At 71.0% G+C, this 14,826-nt stretch carries 15 protein-coding genes; 8 read left to right on the top strand and 7 right to left on the bottom strand.

Annotated elements, in window-relative coordinates; all coding sequences use genetic code 11:
• Window positions 1–202: 202 nt before the first annotated feature.
• Both H4W80_RS56820 and H4W80_RS56815 read right to left on the bottom strand, forming a co-directional pair.
• A complete protein-coding gene (locus tag H4W80_RS56820) occupies window positions 203–1,039 on the bottom strand; it encodes a siderophore-interacting protein (protein ID WP_192792626.1) in 837 nt (278 codons plus the stop codon).
• A 98-nt stretch (window positions 1,040–1,137) separates the two neighbouring features.
• A complete protein-coding gene (locus H4W80_RS56815) occupies window positions 1,138–2,115 on the bottom strand; it encodes an alpha/beta hydrolase (RefSeq protein ID WP_225964250.1) in 978 nt (325 codons plus the stop codon).
• A 213-nt stretch (window positions 2,116–2,328) separates the two neighbouring features.
• On the opposite strand from H4W80_RS56815, the gene H4W80_RS56810 reads away from it, so the two are divergent.
• From H4W80_RS56810 to H4W80_RS56800, 3 genes are read left to right on the top strand one after another with little or no spacing between them, the layout of a single operon-like run.
• Window positions 2,329–3,231, top strand: coding sequence for an ABC transporter permease (locus H4W80_RS56810; protein ID WP_225964249.1), 903 nt, complete (start codon window positions 2,329–2,331; stop codon window positions 3,229–3,231).
• Entirely contained in the window at window positions 3,224–4,012 is a 789-nt protein-coding gene (locus tag H4W80_RS56805; RefSeq protein WP_192792625.1) for an ABC transporter permease, read from the top strand. The genes H4W80_RS56810 and H4W80_RS56805 overlap by 8 nt, the downstream gene beginning before the upstream one ends.
• 2 nt (window positions 4,013–4,014) lie before the next feature.
• Window positions 4,015–4,776 (top strand): ABC transporter ATP-binding protein, encoded by a 762-nt coding sequence (locus H4W80_RS56800; RefSeq protein ID WP_192792624.1) that lies wholly within the window; start codon window positions 4,015–4,017, stop codon window positions 4,774–4,776.
• Here H4W80_RS56800 and H4W80_RS56795 read toward each other — a convergent pair.
• Entirely contained in the window at window positions 4,770–5,255 is a 486-nt protein-coding gene (locus H4W80_RS56795; RefSeq protein WP_378525908.1) for a hypothetical protein, read from the bottom strand. The two genes, H4W80_RS56800 and H4W80_RS56795, sit on opposite strands and share 7 nt — an antisense overlap.
• A 120-nt stretch (window positions 5,256–5,375) precedes the next feature.
• Between H4W80_RS56795 and H4W80_RS56790 the strand changes: the two genes are divergently transcribed.
• Together H4W80_RS56790 and H4W80_RS56785 are read left to right on the top strand one after the other, a co-directional pair.
• Window positions 5,376–5,945 carry an MFS transporter gene (locus tag H4W80_RS56790; protein ID WP_192792623.1) on the top strand — a complete coding sequence of 190 codons (570 nt, stop codon included), beginning with the start codon at window positions 5,376–5,378 and terminating at the stop codon, window positions 5,943–5,945.
• 48 nt (window positions 5,946–5,993) lie between these two features.
• Window positions 5,994–6,722, top strand: coding sequence for a YcnI family copper-binding membrane protein (locus H4W80_RS56785; protein WP_192792622.1), 729 nt, complete (start codon window positions 5,994–5,996; stop codon window positions 6,720–6,722).
• Between the two features lie 49 nt (window positions 6,723–6,771).
• On the opposite strand, the gene H4W80_RS56780 is transcribed toward H4W80_RS56785, so the two are convergent.
• The 3 genes from H4W80_RS56780 to H4W80_RS56770 are packed head-to-tail and all read right to left on the bottom strand — an operon-like array spanning window position 6,772 to window position 9,906.
• A complete protein-coding gene (locus H4W80_RS56780) occupies window positions 6,772–7,770 on the bottom strand; it encodes an ABC transporter permease (RefSeq protein ID WP_225964247.1) in 999 nt (332 codons plus the stop codon).
• Entirely contained in the window at window positions 7,757–8,743 is a 987-nt protein-coding gene (locus H4W80_RS56775; RefSeq protein ID WP_192792621.1) for an ABC transporter ATP-binding protein, read from the bottom strand. Before H4W80_RS56775 ends, H4W80_RS56780 begins: the two co-directional genes overlap by 14 nt.
• Window positions 8,740–9,906, bottom strand: a complete 1,167-nt coding sequence (locus H4W80_RS56770) for a LolA family protein (protein WP_192792620.1) — start codon at window positions 9,904–9,906, stop codon at window positions 8,740–8,742. The genes H4W80_RS56775 and H4W80_RS56770 overlap by 4 nt, the downstream gene beginning before the upstream one ends.
• Window positions 9,907–10,033: 127 nt before the next feature.
• Here H4W80_RS56770 and H4W80_RS56765 point away from each other — a divergent pair, with 127 nt between their 5' ends.
• Entirely contained in the window at window positions 10,034–10,708 is a 675-nt protein-coding gene (locus H4W80_RS56765) for a response regulator transcription factor (RefSeq protein ID WP_185073479.1), read from the top strand.
• The gene (locus H4W80_RS56760; protein ID WP_192792619.1) at window positions 10,701–12,047 is read left to right on the top strand and encodes a sensor histidine kinase; all 1,347 of its coding nucleotides are present in this window, start codon (window positions 10,701–10,703) and stop codon (window positions 12,045–12,047) included. The genes H4W80_RS56765 and H4W80_RS56760 overlap by 8 nt, the downstream gene beginning before the upstream one ends.
• 147 nt (window positions 12,048–12,194) lie before the next feature.
• Here H4W80_RS56760 and H4W80_RS56755 read toward each other — a convergent pair whose 3' ends face one another.
• Window positions 12,195–13,064 (bottom strand): LysR family transcriptional regulator, encoded by an 870-nt coding sequence (locus H4W80_RS56755; RefSeq protein WP_192792618.1) that lies wholly within the window; start codon window positions 13,062–13,064, stop codon window positions 12,195–12,197.
• Window positions 13,065–13,653: 589 nt separating this feature from the next.
• Between H4W80_RS56755 and H4W80_RS56750 the strand changes: the two genes are divergently transcribed.
• Window positions 13,654–14,667, top strand: coding sequence for a neutral zinc metallopeptidase (locus tag H4W80_RS56750; protein ID WP_225964246.1), 1,014 nt, complete (start codon window positions 13,654–13,656; stop codon window positions 14,665–14,667).
• Window positions 14,668–14,826: the final 159 nt, after the last annotated feature.

Raw genomic sequence — 14,826 nt, 5'->3', positions numbered from 1 at the left:
ATGTCGCCAGCACCACGCGCCATACGGGTTTCGCCTCTCTGATCCGGGACTCGGCAAAGCACACTGTGGCCGGATCCGCGGAGGCTTTCCGCATGTCTGCCATAAGGGGTATTGGAGGTAAGGCGTTCGTTCCTCTGGGGTCAGTAAGTGCTGGGGTTGAGTGGTCTGAAGTGGTGTTTCGACCCTGGCGTGCCCTGCGGGCCTAGGAGGCGATCGCGGACTCCTCCTCGGCCTCGACCTGACGGTTCCAGTCGCGCTTCATCGCGCGCCACGCCTCGTCGTCGGCCCCCGAGCGCCAGTATCCGGAGATGGACAGCCGGTCCAGCCCGATGCCCCGCTCGACGCGCAGGTGACGGCGGAGCTCCTTGACGAAGCCGGCCTCGCCGTGCACGAACGCGTGCACGTCCCCCTCGGGGAACTCCAGCGTCCGCACCGCCGCCACGAGCTTCTCGCCGACGGGACGGCCGCCGCGGTAGAGCCACGTGATCCGGGCGTCGGCGGCCGTCTCGAGCTTCTGCTCGTCCTCGGGCGCGTCCACCTCGACCAGCACGTGCGCCTGCGCGCCCTCCGGCAGGCCCTCCAGCGCGGCCGCGATGGCCGGCAGCGCGCTCTCGTCGCCGACCAACAGGTGCCAGTCGGCCTCGGGGTCGGGCGCGTAGCCGCCGCCGGGTCCGAGCATGAGCACGACGTCACCGGGACGGGCCTGGGCGGCCCACGGGCCGGCCAGGCCCTCGTCGCCGTGCACCACGAAGTCGAGGGTCAGCTCGCGGCTGTCGGGGTCCCAGGCGCGTACGGTGTAGGTCCGCAGCCGCGGCCAGAACTCGCGCGGCATCGTCTCGCGGCAGGTCTTCACGCTGAACGGGGTGGGGTATTCGACGCCTTCGTAGGGGAAGACCAGCTTGACGTAGTGGTCCGTCAGTCCGGCGGTGGCGAAGTCGGCCAGCCCGTCGCCCCCGACCACGACGCGGACCATGTGCCGCGAGATCCACTCGGTCCGCAGGACGACGCCACGATGGTGATCCGTGGGCTTCTCGGTCATGCACAGCCCCCTGACTTCAGGTTAGGTATACCTAACCTTACACGTTCTCCAAGCTGTCAGCGTACGCCGGGAACCACAAAAAGGGCAGTGCCGAAAACTCACGCCGCCGCGATGTCCCCTCTGGACGCGCGGCGGGCGGCCACGGCCCGCAGGAAGTACGCCATGTGCCGGAAGGCCAGCCGCGCCTCGGGCAGCACGTCCGCCAGGATCGGGAAGGCGTGCGGCATCCGGTTCCACTCTTCGTACCGTACCGGCACCTTGGCCTGCCGCGCCCGCTCGGCCACCCGTCTGGCCTCGTCCCGCAGCACCTCGGTCGAGCCGGTAACGATCATGAGCGGCGGCAGCCCCGTGAAGTCCCCGAGCACCGGGGAGACCAGCGGATCGCTCGGGTCGAGGCCCGAGGTCCACCGGCGGGCCAGCCAGCGCACCCGCCCGGCCGGGAGCATGGGGTCCTGCCAGCGGTTGGCGGTCCGCGGGATGTCGGTCAGGTCGGCCCACGGCGACAGGCAGATCGCCGCGCCGGGCATCGGCAGCTCCCGGTCCCGCAGTGCCAGCAACGTGGCCAGCGTGAGGTGACCACCCGCGGAGTCCCCCGCCAGGATGACGTCCCCGGGCGCGTGGCCGCGCCGCAGCAGGCACTCGTACGCGTCCAGCGCGTCGGTCAGCGAGTCCGACAGCTTGTGCACGGGCCCCTGCCGGTAGTCGAGCGCCAGCACGGGCCGCCGGGCCGCCACCGACAGCCGCCAGGTGATGGACCGATGGGTACGCGGCGAGCACGAGAAGTAGCCGCCGCCGTGGAAGTAGAGCACCGCCTTGCCCTCGTCGAGCCCCGGCCTGCCCCGCACCCACTCGCCCCCGCAGGCCGAGAACTCCGCGGGCTCGATGATGACGTGCTCGGGCTGGGGTACGCGCACCAGGCGGCCGAGGTCCCCGAGCCGGGCCGCGCAGACCAGGGCCAGCGGATGGCGCATCAGCACGCTGGACGCCGGCTTCAGGGTGCCCCACATCAGACTGGTCAGGGCGCGGGCTTGCCAGCTCAAGGGATAGTCGGGGACCACGTCCCGGTCGATCTGCATATCGGCCCTCCGATGAATCTCCTTCCCCGGATGAAGATCCTTCTACCGGCCAGTAAGTATCTCATCTCTTACCTGGATATTTCGGTGCGGTGACGACGTCATATTGGTCTTCTGCCCCGACTCGGCCGCCCTTCACGAGGCTTTCCCATCCGCCCTGGCCCTGCCGGCGAAGAGCGGCGGCCTGTACCGTCTCGCCGACCGCCGAACGATTAATTGCGTTGCGGGGCGCCAGGCCCGCGACGCATAATTCCATGCTTCCCATCGGCAGACCCGTGCGCGGGTCCGTACACGGTCGGTCACCGTGTCCTCACCCTCCGGAGGTGCAAAACCATACCCCTCTATGCCCGGCTCGTCCGGTACGGCTTCCGCAAGCACGCCACCTACGTCTGGGGCGCGATCGCCGGCGCTTTCACCAACAGCGTCTTCGGCATCCTCCGCGCCTACATCCTCATCGCGCTCTGGCAGGCCCGCCCCGGGCTGGCCGGCTACGACGTGGCCGACGCCGTCACGTTCTGCTTCGTCACCCAGGCGTTCATCGGCCCGATGCAGCTGTTCGGGGGCGGACTCGGCCTCCCCGAGCGCATCCGCAGCGGCGACATCGCGCTCGACCTGGTCCGGCCCGCCTCGCTCCAGCTCTGGACGCTGGCCGAGGACCTGGGCAGGGCCGCCTACCTGTTCCTGGTCCGCGGCGTCCCGCCCATGCTGGTCGGCGCGGTGGTGTTCGGCATCACGGTCCCCGCCGGGCCGGGGCAGTGGTCGGCGTTCCTGGCCGGCTTCGCCGTCGCGGTGGTGGTCAGCTTCGGCTGGCGCTACCTGGTGGCGCTGTCGACCTGCTGGCTCCTCGACGACCGCGGCGTCGCGGTGGTGTCGATGCTCCTGACGACCTTCTTCTCCGGGATGATGGTGCCGCTGCACCTGTTCCCCGGCTGGTTCGGCGACCTGGTCATGGCGATGCCCTGGGCGGCCATGGTCCAGCTCCCGACCGACCTCTACCTGGGCAGGGCCCCGATCCTGGAGACGCTCGCGTTCCAGGCGCTCTGGGCCGCGATCCTGCTCGGGCTGGGCGCGCTCGGCACCATGGCGATCCGCCGCAAGGTGGTGATCCAGGGTGGTTAGGACCTACTTCCTGCTGCTGTGGACCTGGACCAGGGCCGCGGCGGCGTATCCGGTGTCGTTCGCGCTGATGACCCTGTTCGGCGTCCTCACCTCCGGGCTCGACGTCGCCGTGATCCTGATCGTCTTCGCCAACACCACCACGCTCGCGGGCTTCTCCCGCGAGGAGGTCCTCTTCCTGTACGGCGCCGCCGGCGTGTCGTTCGCCATCTGCGACACGTTCGTCAGCAACATCGACCGGATCAGCCAGCACATCAAGGCGGGCACCCTCGACACGTTCCTGATCAGGCCGGTCAGCCCGTGGATCCAGCTCGCCACCGACCGGTTCGTGCCCGCCAGGGTGGGCCGGATCCTGCAGGCGTGCGTCGTGCTCGGCTACGGCGTCGCCGCGCTCGACCTCGACTGGCGGCGCGCCTGGATGATCCCCGTCATGCTGGTCACCGGGATCGTCATCTTCGCGGCGCTCTGGACGCTCGGCGGCGCGGTCCAGTTCGTGCTGACCGACGCCCCCGAGGTGTCCAACGCCTTCACCTACGGCAGCAACCAGCTCAGCCAGTACCCGCTCAGCATCTACGGCCGCGACCTGGTCAGGGGCGTGACATATGTGCTCCCGCTGGCCTTCGTCAACTGGCAGCCCGGCCTGTACGTGCTGGGCCGGGACGACCCGTTCGGCACGCCGGAGCTCCTGCGGTTCGCCGCGCCGGTCGCCGCGCTGGTCCTCGCCCTGCTGGCCGCGCTGGCCTGGCGGCAGGGCATCAGGCACTACCGATCCACGGGGAGTTGAGGATGATCGAACTTGACCGGGCCGGACGCTCGTTCAAGATCAAGAGAAGGGTCGTCCACGCCGTGAGCGACCTGTCGTTCACCGTGTCGGCGGGAGAGTTCGTCGGCTACCTCGGGCCCAACGGGGCCGGCAAGTCCACCACCATCAAGATGCTCTGCGGCATCCTCACGCCGACGTCCGGCCGGGTCCGGGTGGCCGGGCTCGACCCGTCGCGGCGGCGCACGTCGCTGGCGCGGCGGATCGGGGTGGTGTTCGGGCAGCGGACGACGCTGTGGTGGGACCTGCCGCTCGTCGACAGCTTCGAGCTGATCCGCCACCTGTACAGGGTGGACCGGGCCACGTTCAGATCACGGCTCGGCGAGCTGACCGAGACGCTCGACCTGGGCGAGTTCATGCGCACGCCGGTGCGCCAGCTCAGCCTGGGCCAGCGCATGCGGGGCGACCTCGCGGCGGCGCTGCTGCACGCGCCCGACGTGCTGGTGCTCGACGAGCCGACGATCGGGCTGGACGTGGTCAGCAAGGCCGGCATCAGGGAGTTCCTGCAGCGGGTCAACGCCGAGCGCGGCACGACCGTGCTGCTGACCACGCACGACCTCGGCGACATCGAGCGCCTGTGCCGCCGGGTCATGGTGATCGACCACGGGCGGCTGGCCTTCGACGGCACGCTCGACGACCTGATGGCCACCTCCCCCGGCCAGTCGAGCATCGAGGACGTGGTGACCCGCCTCTACACAGGTACGGCCCAGCAGGGACAAGCTCAGTAGTAGCTGCCCTCCGGCGTGGCCTCGTAGTCCTCGTCGACGTCGTCGTCGTACGGGCGCGACCAGCGCGACGGCATCAGCACGGGGATGAACAGCGCCACGCCGAGCAGGGCGAACACGCCCGACGTGAGCAGGGTCTTGGCGCCGAGGCCGGCGTCCAGGATGATCTGGTTGACCGACGGGGCGCTCGGGATGAGGGAGATCGCCCTGTTGACGTCGAGCGCGTACACGACCGTCCAGGCCAGCAGGACCATCGACGGCACGAACGTCGCCATGGGCGAGATCCGGCCCGCCACCACCAGTCCGAAGACCAGCCCGACGGCGGCCATCGCGCCCAGGGCGATCCACATCTTCTGGTTGTCCGGTGGTGTCGCCGCGGCGTTACCGAGGGCCTGCTGGACGGCCCAGCCACCGCCCGCCAGCACGGCCGCCGTCACCACCAAGCCGATGAGGAAACCACCTAAGTGCCGCAACGTTCTCACCTCGATGTCAACGCGGTCGGCACGACCCTAGCCCTAAATGCCCGTTTTGGACCAGCCAATGTGCACCTTCGGACTTCGGGTCTCATGACTCACTGCCCCGTGAGAGCATGGGGCACACCCATGCGTGCGCACCTTCCCCTCAGACTCGCGCGGACGGCCGCCTTCGCCGCCGTCTGCGTGGCTCTCGCCGCCTTCGCCCACGTGCTGGGCGGCGGTTCGGCGCCCGCGCCGTGGGTCGCCGGCCTGGGGCTCGCGGGCGTGTCCGCGCTGGGGCTGGCGCTGTGCGGCAGGGAGCGCTCCGCGGCGACGATCAACGTCATGCTGGTGGGGGCGCAGCTGGCGCTGCACGAGCTGTTCGCGGGCGACGGCGCCGCCTACTTCTCCGTGCGCGGGCTGTTCGAGCCGGTGGCCGCGGCGCACGGCCACGGCCAGGGCGGCCTGGCGGTCAACACCGGGATGCTGCTCACGCACGTGACGGCCACGCTGATCACGGGCCTGTGGCTGGCGCGCGGCGAGGTCGCGCTCTGGTCGCTGCTGCGCCTGGTCGGCCGCCGTCTCATGCTGCTCCCGGCGTTCGCCGTGCCGCCGCTCACGCGGCCCGCCGCGCCGATCGTCCGGGCGAGGGTCGTCCCGCTCCAGCCGGAGTTCCGGCTCTGCGTGGCCAGGCGTGGTCCTCCACTTCCCGCCTGACCGTCTGACACCCCTTTTTCATCCCCGTTCACCAAGTGGAGTTCCCCCATGTCCTTCGTACGCCGTGCGGCGACCGTGCTCGCCGCCGCCACCGCCCTCACCGTCGGCCTCGCCATCCCGGCCCTGGCCCACGTCACCATCCAGCCGGGCACCGCCGAGCAGGGCGGATTCACCAAGGTCGCGTTCCGGGTGCCCAACGAGCGCGACGACGCCTCGACCACCAAGGTCGAGGTCTCCTTCCCCGTCGACCATCCGCTGGCGTTCGTGTCGGTCAAGCCCCTGCCGGGCTGGGACGTCAAGGTCACGCAGGGCAAGCTGCCCAAGCCGGTCAAGACCGAGTACGGCGACCTCGAAGAGGCCGTGACCAAGGTCGTGTGGTCCGGCGGCAAGATCAACCCGGGCGAGTTCCAGGAGTTCGAGGTGTCCATGGGGCAGTTGCCCAAGGACACGGACGCGCTGGTGTTCCCGACGAAGCAGACGTACTCGAAGGGTGAGGTGGTGGACTGGGCGGACGCGCCCAAGACGGACGGGACCGAGGCGGAGCACCCCGCCCCGACGCTCAAGCTGGTCCCCGCGAGCGGGGGCGACGGGCACGGCATGGCCTCAGCGTCGGCCTCGGCCGCTCCGGCCGCCGCCGCTCCCTCGGTGACGCCGGTGGCGGCGGCCACGTCGGCCTCCGACGGCACTGCCCGCCTGCTCGGCGGCGCCGGCCTCGTGGTGGGCGTCATCGGCGTCGTGATCGGCGCGCTCGGCCTGCGCCGCCGCCCCGCCGCCTGACGTCCACGACGGCGCGCCCCGGCCGTCCGCGGTCGGGGCGCTCGCGCTGTCAGGAGGTGATGTCCTTGCCGGAGAAGCGCGCCCAGGCGATCGAGCCGAACAGCACGATGTACGCCCCGAACGCCAGCAGCCCGTCCCGCAGGCTCCCGAAGTCGATCGGGCTGCGCAGCACGGCGTCGAAGTTCGTGAACTTGGACGGCAGCAGGTAGGGCGTGATCGAGCCCAGCTCGGGGATCGCCCGGAGCACCTGGCAGACGATGACCAGCACCATGGTGGCCGCGATGGCCCCGATGGACACCTCGGTGAACGTCGACAGCGCCAGCGCGACCGCGGCCAGGGCGGCCATCCCGGCGCCGACGTACCCGACGGCGATGAGGATGCGCAGCAGCCCGTCGGCCATCGAGATCGTGGTGCCGGACAGCAGCGTCACGTCCCCGGCCGGGAAGAGGACCAGGCCCGTCAGCAGCGCCGTCAGGGCCACCACCGCGGTGACCGCGTACGCGAAGACGACCGCGTTGAGGTATTTGACCAGCAGCAGCCGGGTGCGCCCCGCCGGGGCGGCCAGCAGGTAGCGCAGGGTCCCCGCCCCGGCCTCGCCCGCGATCGAGTCGCCGGCCACGACGCTGACGGCGACCGGCATCAGCAGCAGCACCAGGAACGAGAACGACACGAACGTCAGCATCAGGCTGTTGCCCACGACGTCCTGGACGAGCCCGCCCATCCCCTCCTCGGAGGCGACGAGCCGCAGCGCCACGCCGATGACGATCGGCACGACGCCGAGCACGGCCAGCATGGTCAGGTTGCGCGGCCTGCGGAACGTCAGGCCCAGCTCGGAGCCGAGCAGCCGCCAGAACGCCCACGCCCTTCCCGCCGCGGGGGCGGGGGCCTCGGCGGGCGGCTCCGGCGGGCGGCGTTCGGTGGAGCGCAGGGACTCCGCGACGGGCACCAGCCCGGGCGTGCGGCGCTCGTCCTGGGTCCCGGCCTCCGTGGTCCCGACGGCGGACCCCAAGGTCCCCGCCGTCCCAGCCATCGACTCAGCCGTCGACATCGAAGCCCTCCCCTGTCAGTCCCACGAACACGTCCTCCAGGCTCGGCCGCACCACGGCCAGCCCGCGAACGGCCACGCCCTCCCCCACCAGCGCGGCGTTGACGCGCTCCGGCGCGTGGCCGCCCAGCTCGGCCGTGACCTCCCCGTCCCCGGTCAGCACGTCGGCGAGGCCGAGCGTGCCGAGCACCCGCGCGGCGTCCGCCGCGTCCGGCGTCTCCACCCGGATGCGTGTCACGAGCCCGCCGTTCAGCGAGGCGATCGTGCCCTGCGCCACGAGCTTGCCGGTACGCATGATCGCGGCGTGCGTGCACATCTGCTCCACCTCCGCCAGCAGGTGGGAGGAGACGAAGACCGTGGTGCCGTCGGCGGCGATCTCCTTGACCAGCGCGCGGACCTCGCGCGTGCCCTGCGGGTCGAGCCCGTTGGTGGGCTCGTCCAGGATGAGCAGCTCGCGCGGCCCCAGCAGGGCGGCGGCGATGGCCAGGCGCTGGCGCATGCCGAGCGAGTAGTTGCGGAAGCGCTTGCCGGCCGCGGCCGACAGGCCCACGCGGTCGAGCGCCTCGGCGATGCGCCGCTTCGCGCTCGCGCGGCGCGCGGTCGGGTCGGCGGAGTCGAAGCGCATCAGGTTGGCCGCGCCCGACAGGTACGGGTAGAAGGCCGGCCCCTCGACCAGCGCCCCGACCTTGGGCAGGGCCTGCGCCTGGGGCAGGCCGAGCACGGAGTATCCACCCGACGTCGGCGCGACCAGGCCGAGCAGCATGCGGATCGTGGTGGTCTTGCCCGAGCCGTTGGGCCCCAGGAAGCCGAACACCGAGCCGCGCGGCACGGCCAGGTCCAGCGTGTCCACGGCGATCTGGCCGCCGCGGAAGCGCTTGGTCAGCCCCTCCGTGACGATCGCGGACTCCCCCGCGTCCACCCCCGGGGGCAGGGCCGCCCCGGAGGGCGCCCCTGCTTCCTGCGTGACGGTGGTCACTTGGTGCCCGCCGCCTTGGTGATCTCCTCCGGGGTGACCGCGCCGACCAGGAGGCGGCCGTCGTCGGTCAGCAGGGCGGTGACGAGCTTGGTCTTGATCAGCTTGCCGGAGCCCCACGTGCCGCTCACCGGGGTGGCGGACTTCAGCACGCTGTCGATCAGCGCGCTCGGGTCGGCGCCCGCGCCGGAGCCCGGACCGCGGCCCTGGCGCCCGTCCGACGGCGTCGCGGTCTTCAGGTCCGACAGCGAGAACGGCACGACCGCCACGGTCGTCCAGCCCTGCCCCACGACCTTTGCCCGCTCCGCGACGTCCTTGGCGTGCTCGGCGCGATCCGCCGCGACCTCCTGCTCCATGCCGGCCCCGAGGGTCTTCTCCTCCACCTTGGCGCCCGCGGGCGGGGTGAAGGTGAAGTTCTCGTCCGCCGGCGGCGTGAACGTCACCTGCGTGAACCCGACCTGGAACGCCGGTTCGGCCGACCCCTTGGCGTAGACCTGCACCTGCAGCGGGACGTACGTCTCGCCGTCGAGCGCGATGCGGATCTCCTGGACGAGCGAGCCCGCGTCCTTGGGCGCCAGCACGAGCTGGTAGACCGGCCGGCCCGCCACCTGGGCGGTGTTGATCACGCGGACCGCCGTGTGCTGGTCGACGTTGGCCAGCAGGTGCTCGGCCACCTGCTGCGGCGTCACGTCGGTCGGCCGCGGCGTGGGCAGGGCGCGCTTGTCCTGCCTCGCCTCCGCCTTGATGGTCAGCTTGGTGGCGGTGTTGGTGGCGCTCTCCCAGTACCAGGCCGTGTCGCCGTTCACGATCAGGTTGGTCTCGTTCAGCTGGGTCGGCAGGGCCACCCGGACCTTGTCGGCGCCGCCGTACCAGACCTTCACCTCGTGCGAGCCGGACAGCAGGCTCAGCGGTGACGCCTCGCCGGTCTGCGGCAGCGCCGGCAGGCCGAGCGAGGCCGTCTGCTGCACCGTGCCGGACATCGGCGCGATGCCGCCTTCCTTGCCGGTCGCCGCCACGGCGTCGGCCAGCAGCTGCTGTGCCGACCGCTCCGGCAGCACGGGCTCGCCGCTCACCGCGGCTATGACGGGGCCGGCGCCGATCGCGGCTCCGATCACGGCCGCCGCCGCGATCGGCACTCCCCACCTCACGAACGTGCCTCTACGCATCTCACTCCTTAACCGTATGTCGATGTTCAGAGCCTGCGTGATGCATCCTTAGGCGGACCTGAGACTGTCTGAGACGGCTCTCAGCCTTCTCAGCGTTGTCTCAGGGCGGGAACAGGAGAATTGCCACATGAGAGTACTTGTCGTCGAGGACGAGCGGCGGATGGCCGCCGCGCTCCAGCGGGGGCTCCAGGCTGAGGGGTTCGCCGTGGACCTCGCCCACGACGGCGAGGAGGGCCTGCACGCGGCCAGACAGGGTGACTACGACGTCGTGGTGCTCGACATCATGCTCCCCAGGCTCTCGGGCTACAACGTGTGCAAGCAACTGCGCGCGGAGGAGAACTGGGTGCCGATCCTCATGTTGTCTGCCAAGGACGGCGAATACGACATGGCCGACGGGCTCGACCTGGGCGCCGACGACTACCTGACCAAGCCGTTCTCGTACGTGGTGCTGGTGGCCAGGCTCCGGGCACTGCTGCGGCGCGACGCGGGGCGGCGGCCGTCGGTGCTGGTGGCCGGCGACCTGTCGCTCGACCCGGCCCGGCGCCGGGTCGAGCGGGACGGGAGCTCGATCGAGCTGACGCCGAGGGAGTTCGCGCTGCTGGAATACCTGATCCGGCGGCGGGACGAGGTCGTGTCGAAGGCGGAGATCCTGGAGCACGTCTGGGACACCTTCGACACCGACCCGAACGTGGTCGAGGTGTACGTCGGCTACCTGCGGCGCAAGATCGACGCCCCGTTCGGCAGGAACGCGCTCCAGACCGTGCGCGGCGCGGGCTACCGGCTGGCGGGCGACGGTGGCTGACTCCCCGCTGGCCTGGTGGCGGCGGCAGGGGCTGCGGTTCAGGCTCACGGTGGCGGCCGCCGCGGTGCTCGCGCTGGCGCTGGCCGTGTCGGCGTCGGTGCTGGTCAGCGTGCTCGAACGGGCGCTGATGGACACCGTGGACGAGTCCACCAGGCAGACGGCGCAGGCCGTGCGCGTGGCGGCCGACGCAGGGACGCTGACCAGCCCGATCAGCACGCACGACGGCACGATCGTGCAGGTCATCGACGCCGGCGGGCGCATCACGCACGTGACGTACGGCACCGACCGGCTGGTCCCGCTGCTGGACGCCAAGGCCCGGGCCAAGGTGCTCCAGCGGGGGCAGGCCACGCTCCTGGACGGGCGGCCGTACGCGGTGCCCGGGTTCCTGCGGGTGATCGTGCTCAGCGCGGACCGCGGGCAGACCGTCATCGCGGCCCGGCCGATCAGCGAGATCCAGACCAGCCTGGTCACGGCCGGACGGGTGCTGCTGGTGGGCACGCCCGCGCTGATCGTGCTGCTCGCGGTGGCGAGCTGGCTCATGATCGGCCGCACGCTGCGCCCGATCGCGGCCCTGCGCAGGGGCGCGGCGGACATCACGCACACGGCCAGGTCGCGCCGGCTGCCGGTGCCGCAGTCGCGTGACGAGGTCTACTCGCTGGCCACCACGCTCAACGGCATGCTGGCCAGGCTGGAGGAGGCCGAGCAGCGCCAGCGGGCGCTGGTCTCCGACGCCGCGCACGAGCTGCGCAGCCCGCTGGCCAGCATCAGGCTGCAGCTCGAGGTCGCGCTGGGGCATCCCGAGGGTCAGGACTGGCGGGAGACCGCCGAGGGCGTCCTGGAGGACACGATGCGGCTGTCCAGGCTGGCCGAGGACCTGCTGGCGCTGGCCAGGCTGGACGAGCGCGGCGGCGTGCCCGCCAGGCGGGAACCCGTCGAGCTGGACGAGGTGGTCCGCCAGACCGTCGACAGGTACGCCGAGGCGCGACTGATGGTGTGTGACCCGGTCGTGGTGCGCGGCGACGCCCTCGACCTGAGCCGGGTGCTGACGAACCTGATGGACAACGCGGTACGCCACACCTCTTCCAAGGTCGAGGTGGCCTTGACCGCGGACGGAGTGCTGACGGTGACCGACGACGGGCCCGGCATTCCCGAACAGGATCGCGAGCGCGTCTTCAACCGCTTCACCAGGCTGGACTCCGGGCGCAGCCGTGATGAGGGCGGCGCCGGGCTGGGGCTGGCGATCGTGCGAGAGACCGTGCGGGCGCACGGCGGCACGGTCGTCCTGGAGGACGCCGCGCCTGGGCTGCGGGCCGTGGTGCGGTTGCCGGTCTCCCGGTAGCGGTCCGGGTGAGGGAGCGCCGCCGCCTGGACTGAGGAGCGCAGGGAGCGTAGCGACCGGAGCGACGAGGGAAGGCGGCGGCTCCCCAGCGACCGAACCCCGCCCCCACGGAGTGGGGGCCATGAGCATGGATCGTTCCTAATCGGGTCAGGCCGCTGTCCCCTTTTCTGCGGTGGCCAGGAAGTCCTGGGCGATCAGCGGCAGGCGGCGGCGGGCGTGCACGACGGCGATGACGCGCCGCACGGCGGGTTCGAGCGAGCGCACGATCAGGCCCGCGCGACTGGCCTGTTCGGCCAGGCCGCGGTACCAGAGCAACGACGCCTGGCCCGCGCGTACCGCGTTGAGCCAGCCGTTGCGCTCGTCGGTTTCGAGCACGACCACAGGGCTCACCGAGTACTTGCCGAACATCGCGTCCAGCTCCCTGCGCCGCATGCTGCCGCGGGCCGGCAGCGCCAGGCGCATGCCGTGCAGCTTGCCCATCGGCACCGGGTTGGGCAGGTCGAGCCCGGGCGGGGAGATCAGCACGATCTCCTGGCGCTCGAGCGGATGGGTGATCAGGTCCGTGGGGACCGGAAGATCGGTGAGCCCGAGGTCGGCCCGCTGATCTCTGATGGCGCTGACGACGCTGTCTCTGCCGTCGCAGCGGACGATGTGCACGCGTACTCCCGGATGCTCGGCCGCGTAAGCCGGGAGCAGCCTCCCGGCCAGGCCGGGTTCGAGGCTGGGCGTGGACGCGATGCGGAGCTCCGCTTCCGTGACGCCGCTGTGGTTGGCCAGGCCCTCGATCTCGTGAACGGCGTCGAGTGCCTCCCTCGCCAGCTTGACCACGCGACGGCCCTGCGCGGTGACGACCACGCCGCGGCCTGAACGAGCGAAGAGCGTCATGCCGAGCTCCCGCTCCAGATCGCGGATCGCGCGGGACAGCGCAGGCTGCGCGATGTAAAGCGATCTTGCCGCGTCGGTCATGGTGCGGTGCTCCGCAGTCGCGACCACATAGCGGAGCTGCTGGAGATTCATGCCAGAAAAGCTAGGGCAACGCCCGCCGCGCGGACCGGGAGATAACCGAGATCACCTCGAATGATTTCGGACCGTAACCGATCACTGCTACATCCGTGACGGGTGAGAAATGAGTATGCTTTTGCCCCAAATTTGGCAAGGGTCCGGCAAGTCGCGGCGCAAAGCCTTCCATTCCAGACAACCGGGCGAACGGGGAGACACGGTGACAGGGAACGGGCAATATCCACCCCCGCCACAAGGGCCAGGGCAGCCACAGAGGCCACCCTCGTTGCCGTGGCCGCCGCCCAACTACCGCCAGCCGCAGCCGCCGAGCCGGCAGCCGTACCCGACGCCGCCACCGCCTCCGCAGCCCCCTCCCCCGCCTCCGCCACCTCAGCAGGGGAATCCGTACCAGCAGGCGCCGGCCTACCCTCAGGGGCCGGCGTACCCGCAGCAGGCCTATCCCCAGGGCGGCCCGCAGTACCCGCCACCGCCGCCACCTTACGGGCAGCAGCAGCAATACCGGCAACCGCCGCCCCCGCCTCCTCCCCCACCGCCGCCGCCTTTGCCGCCGGCGCAGTGGGGGCCGCCGCAGCGCAGGAAGTCGGGCATGGGCGTCTTCGGCGTGATCGGCGGCGTGCTCGGGGGGATCGCCGCGCTGTTCGTGCTGATCGTCGTCGCGTCGGCGCTGCTCAAGAGCGCGTCGAGGTCGGAGACGACGACACCGGTCGCGATCCCGACGTACGAGCCTTCGGAGCGCGCCACCAGCGAGCCGTTCCCCACCCGCTCCCGGCCGGCCCCGACGGAGTCCGACTCGCCGACGCGGCAGCCCACCCAGGAGGAGACCCAGGAGCCGGAGACGACCCCGACGCAGCCTCCCCAGGTGACGCTGAACACGAGCCTGAAGAGCAACACCATGTACCGGGCGGGCTCGCTGCCCAGGCTGAGCTGCTCCGGCGGGAACGCCAACATCTTCAACCACGGCCAGCTCAAGGCGCTGATCCTGAAGACCGGCAAGTGCATGGACCGGGCATGGGGGCCGATCCTGGAAAAGCAGGGCATCCAGTTCAGCCCGCCCAACTACGCCATCGCCGCCAAGCGGGGCCGGGGCGCGTGCGGCGACTATCCGTCGGCCGGGAGCATGGTGCCGTACTACTGCCCGCGCAACAACACGATCTACGCCTCCACCTCGGCCATGGCCCGGGGCAACGGCAACGCCCGCGGGTACGGCCAGATCATCCAGTGGCACGGCGGCATCATCAGCATGATGGCCCACGAGTACGGCCATCACATCCAGAACATCACGGGCCTGATGGACTCCTGGTGGCGCGCCACCCTCGACTCCTCCAGCCAGAGCGGCAAGCTGGCGCTCAGCAGGCGGCTGGAGCTGCAGGCGACCTGCTTCGGCGGCATGTGGATGCGGTCGGTCGCGGCGTCGTACCCGGTGAACACGTCCCTGCGCAGCCGCCTGTTCTCGTTCTACGCCCAGGTGGGCGACTATCCGGGGTGGCCGCGCGACCACGGCACGCCCGCGAACAACAACCGGTGGTTCCGTCAGGGCTGGGAGCGGGACAAGACGTACCAGTGCAACACCTGGATGGCGCCGTCCTCGACCGTCTCCTGAAAAAAAGTTACGACCTACCCAAAACCCTCTAAATGCGGCCCATCGTGCACGTAGTGTTCATCTCAGCTTGGGCACGTGTCTCTGATGTCCAGATATGGGGACTAGAATCCTGGCAATCTTGTGCCCAACGGGGGGCAACGACAGTTTTGCCTGGTAGGC

It is taken from the genome of Nonomuraea angiospora (genome assembly GCF_014873145.1).
GTDB classification, from domain to species: domain Bacteria; phylum Actinomycetota; class Actinomycetes; order Streptosporangiales; family Streptosporangiaceae; genus Nonomuraea; species Nonomuraea angiospora.
The sequence above is the reverse complement of the archived record's forward strand: the minus strand, read 5'-3'. Positions and strand labels throughout refer to the sequence as shown.

Bases quoted from the DNA above. Each gene is read 5' to 3' on its own strand.
- H4W80_RS56820 (WP_192792626.1), bottom strand. From the start codon at position 1,039: ATGACCGAGAAGCCCACGGATCACCATCGTGGCGTCGTCCTGCGGACC.
- H4W80_RS56815 (WP_225964250.1), bottom strand. From the start codon at position 2,115: ATGCAGATCGACCGGGACGTGGTCCCCGACTATCCCTTGAGCTGGCAA.
- H4W80_RS56800 (WP_192792624.1), top strand. From the start codon at position 4,015: ATGATCGAACTTGACCGGGCCGGACGCTCGTTCAAGATCAAGAGAAGG.
- H4W80_RS56790 (WP_192792623.1), top strand. From the start codon at position 5,376: ATGCGTGCGCACCTTCCCCTCAGACTCGCGCGGACGGCCGCCTTCGCC.
- H4W80_RS56785 (WP_192792622.1), top strand. From the start codon at position 5,994: ATGTCCTTCGTACGCCGTGCGGCGACCGTGCTCGCCGCCGCCACCGCC.
- H4W80_RS56780 (WP_225964247.1), bottom strand. From the start codon at position 7,770: ATGTCGACGGCTGAGTCGATGGCTGGGACGGCGGGGACCTTGGGGTCC.
- H4W80_RS56770 (WP_192792620.1), bottom strand. From the start codon at position 9,906: ATGCGTAGAGGCACGTTCGTGAGGTGGGGAGTGCCGATCGCGGCGGCG.
- H4W80_RS56765 (WP_185073479.1), top strand. From the start codon at position 10,034: ATGAGAGTACTTGTCGTCGAGGACGAGCGGCGGATGGCCGCCGCGCTC.
- H4W80_RS56755 (WP_192792618.1), bottom strand. From the start codon at position 13,064: ATGAATCTCCAGCAGCTCCGCTATGTGGTCGCGACTGCGGAGCACCGC.
- H4W80_RS56750 (WP_225964246.1), top strand. From the start codon at position 13,654: ATGGGCGTCTTCGGCGTGATCGGCGGCGTGCTCGGGGGGATCGCCGCG.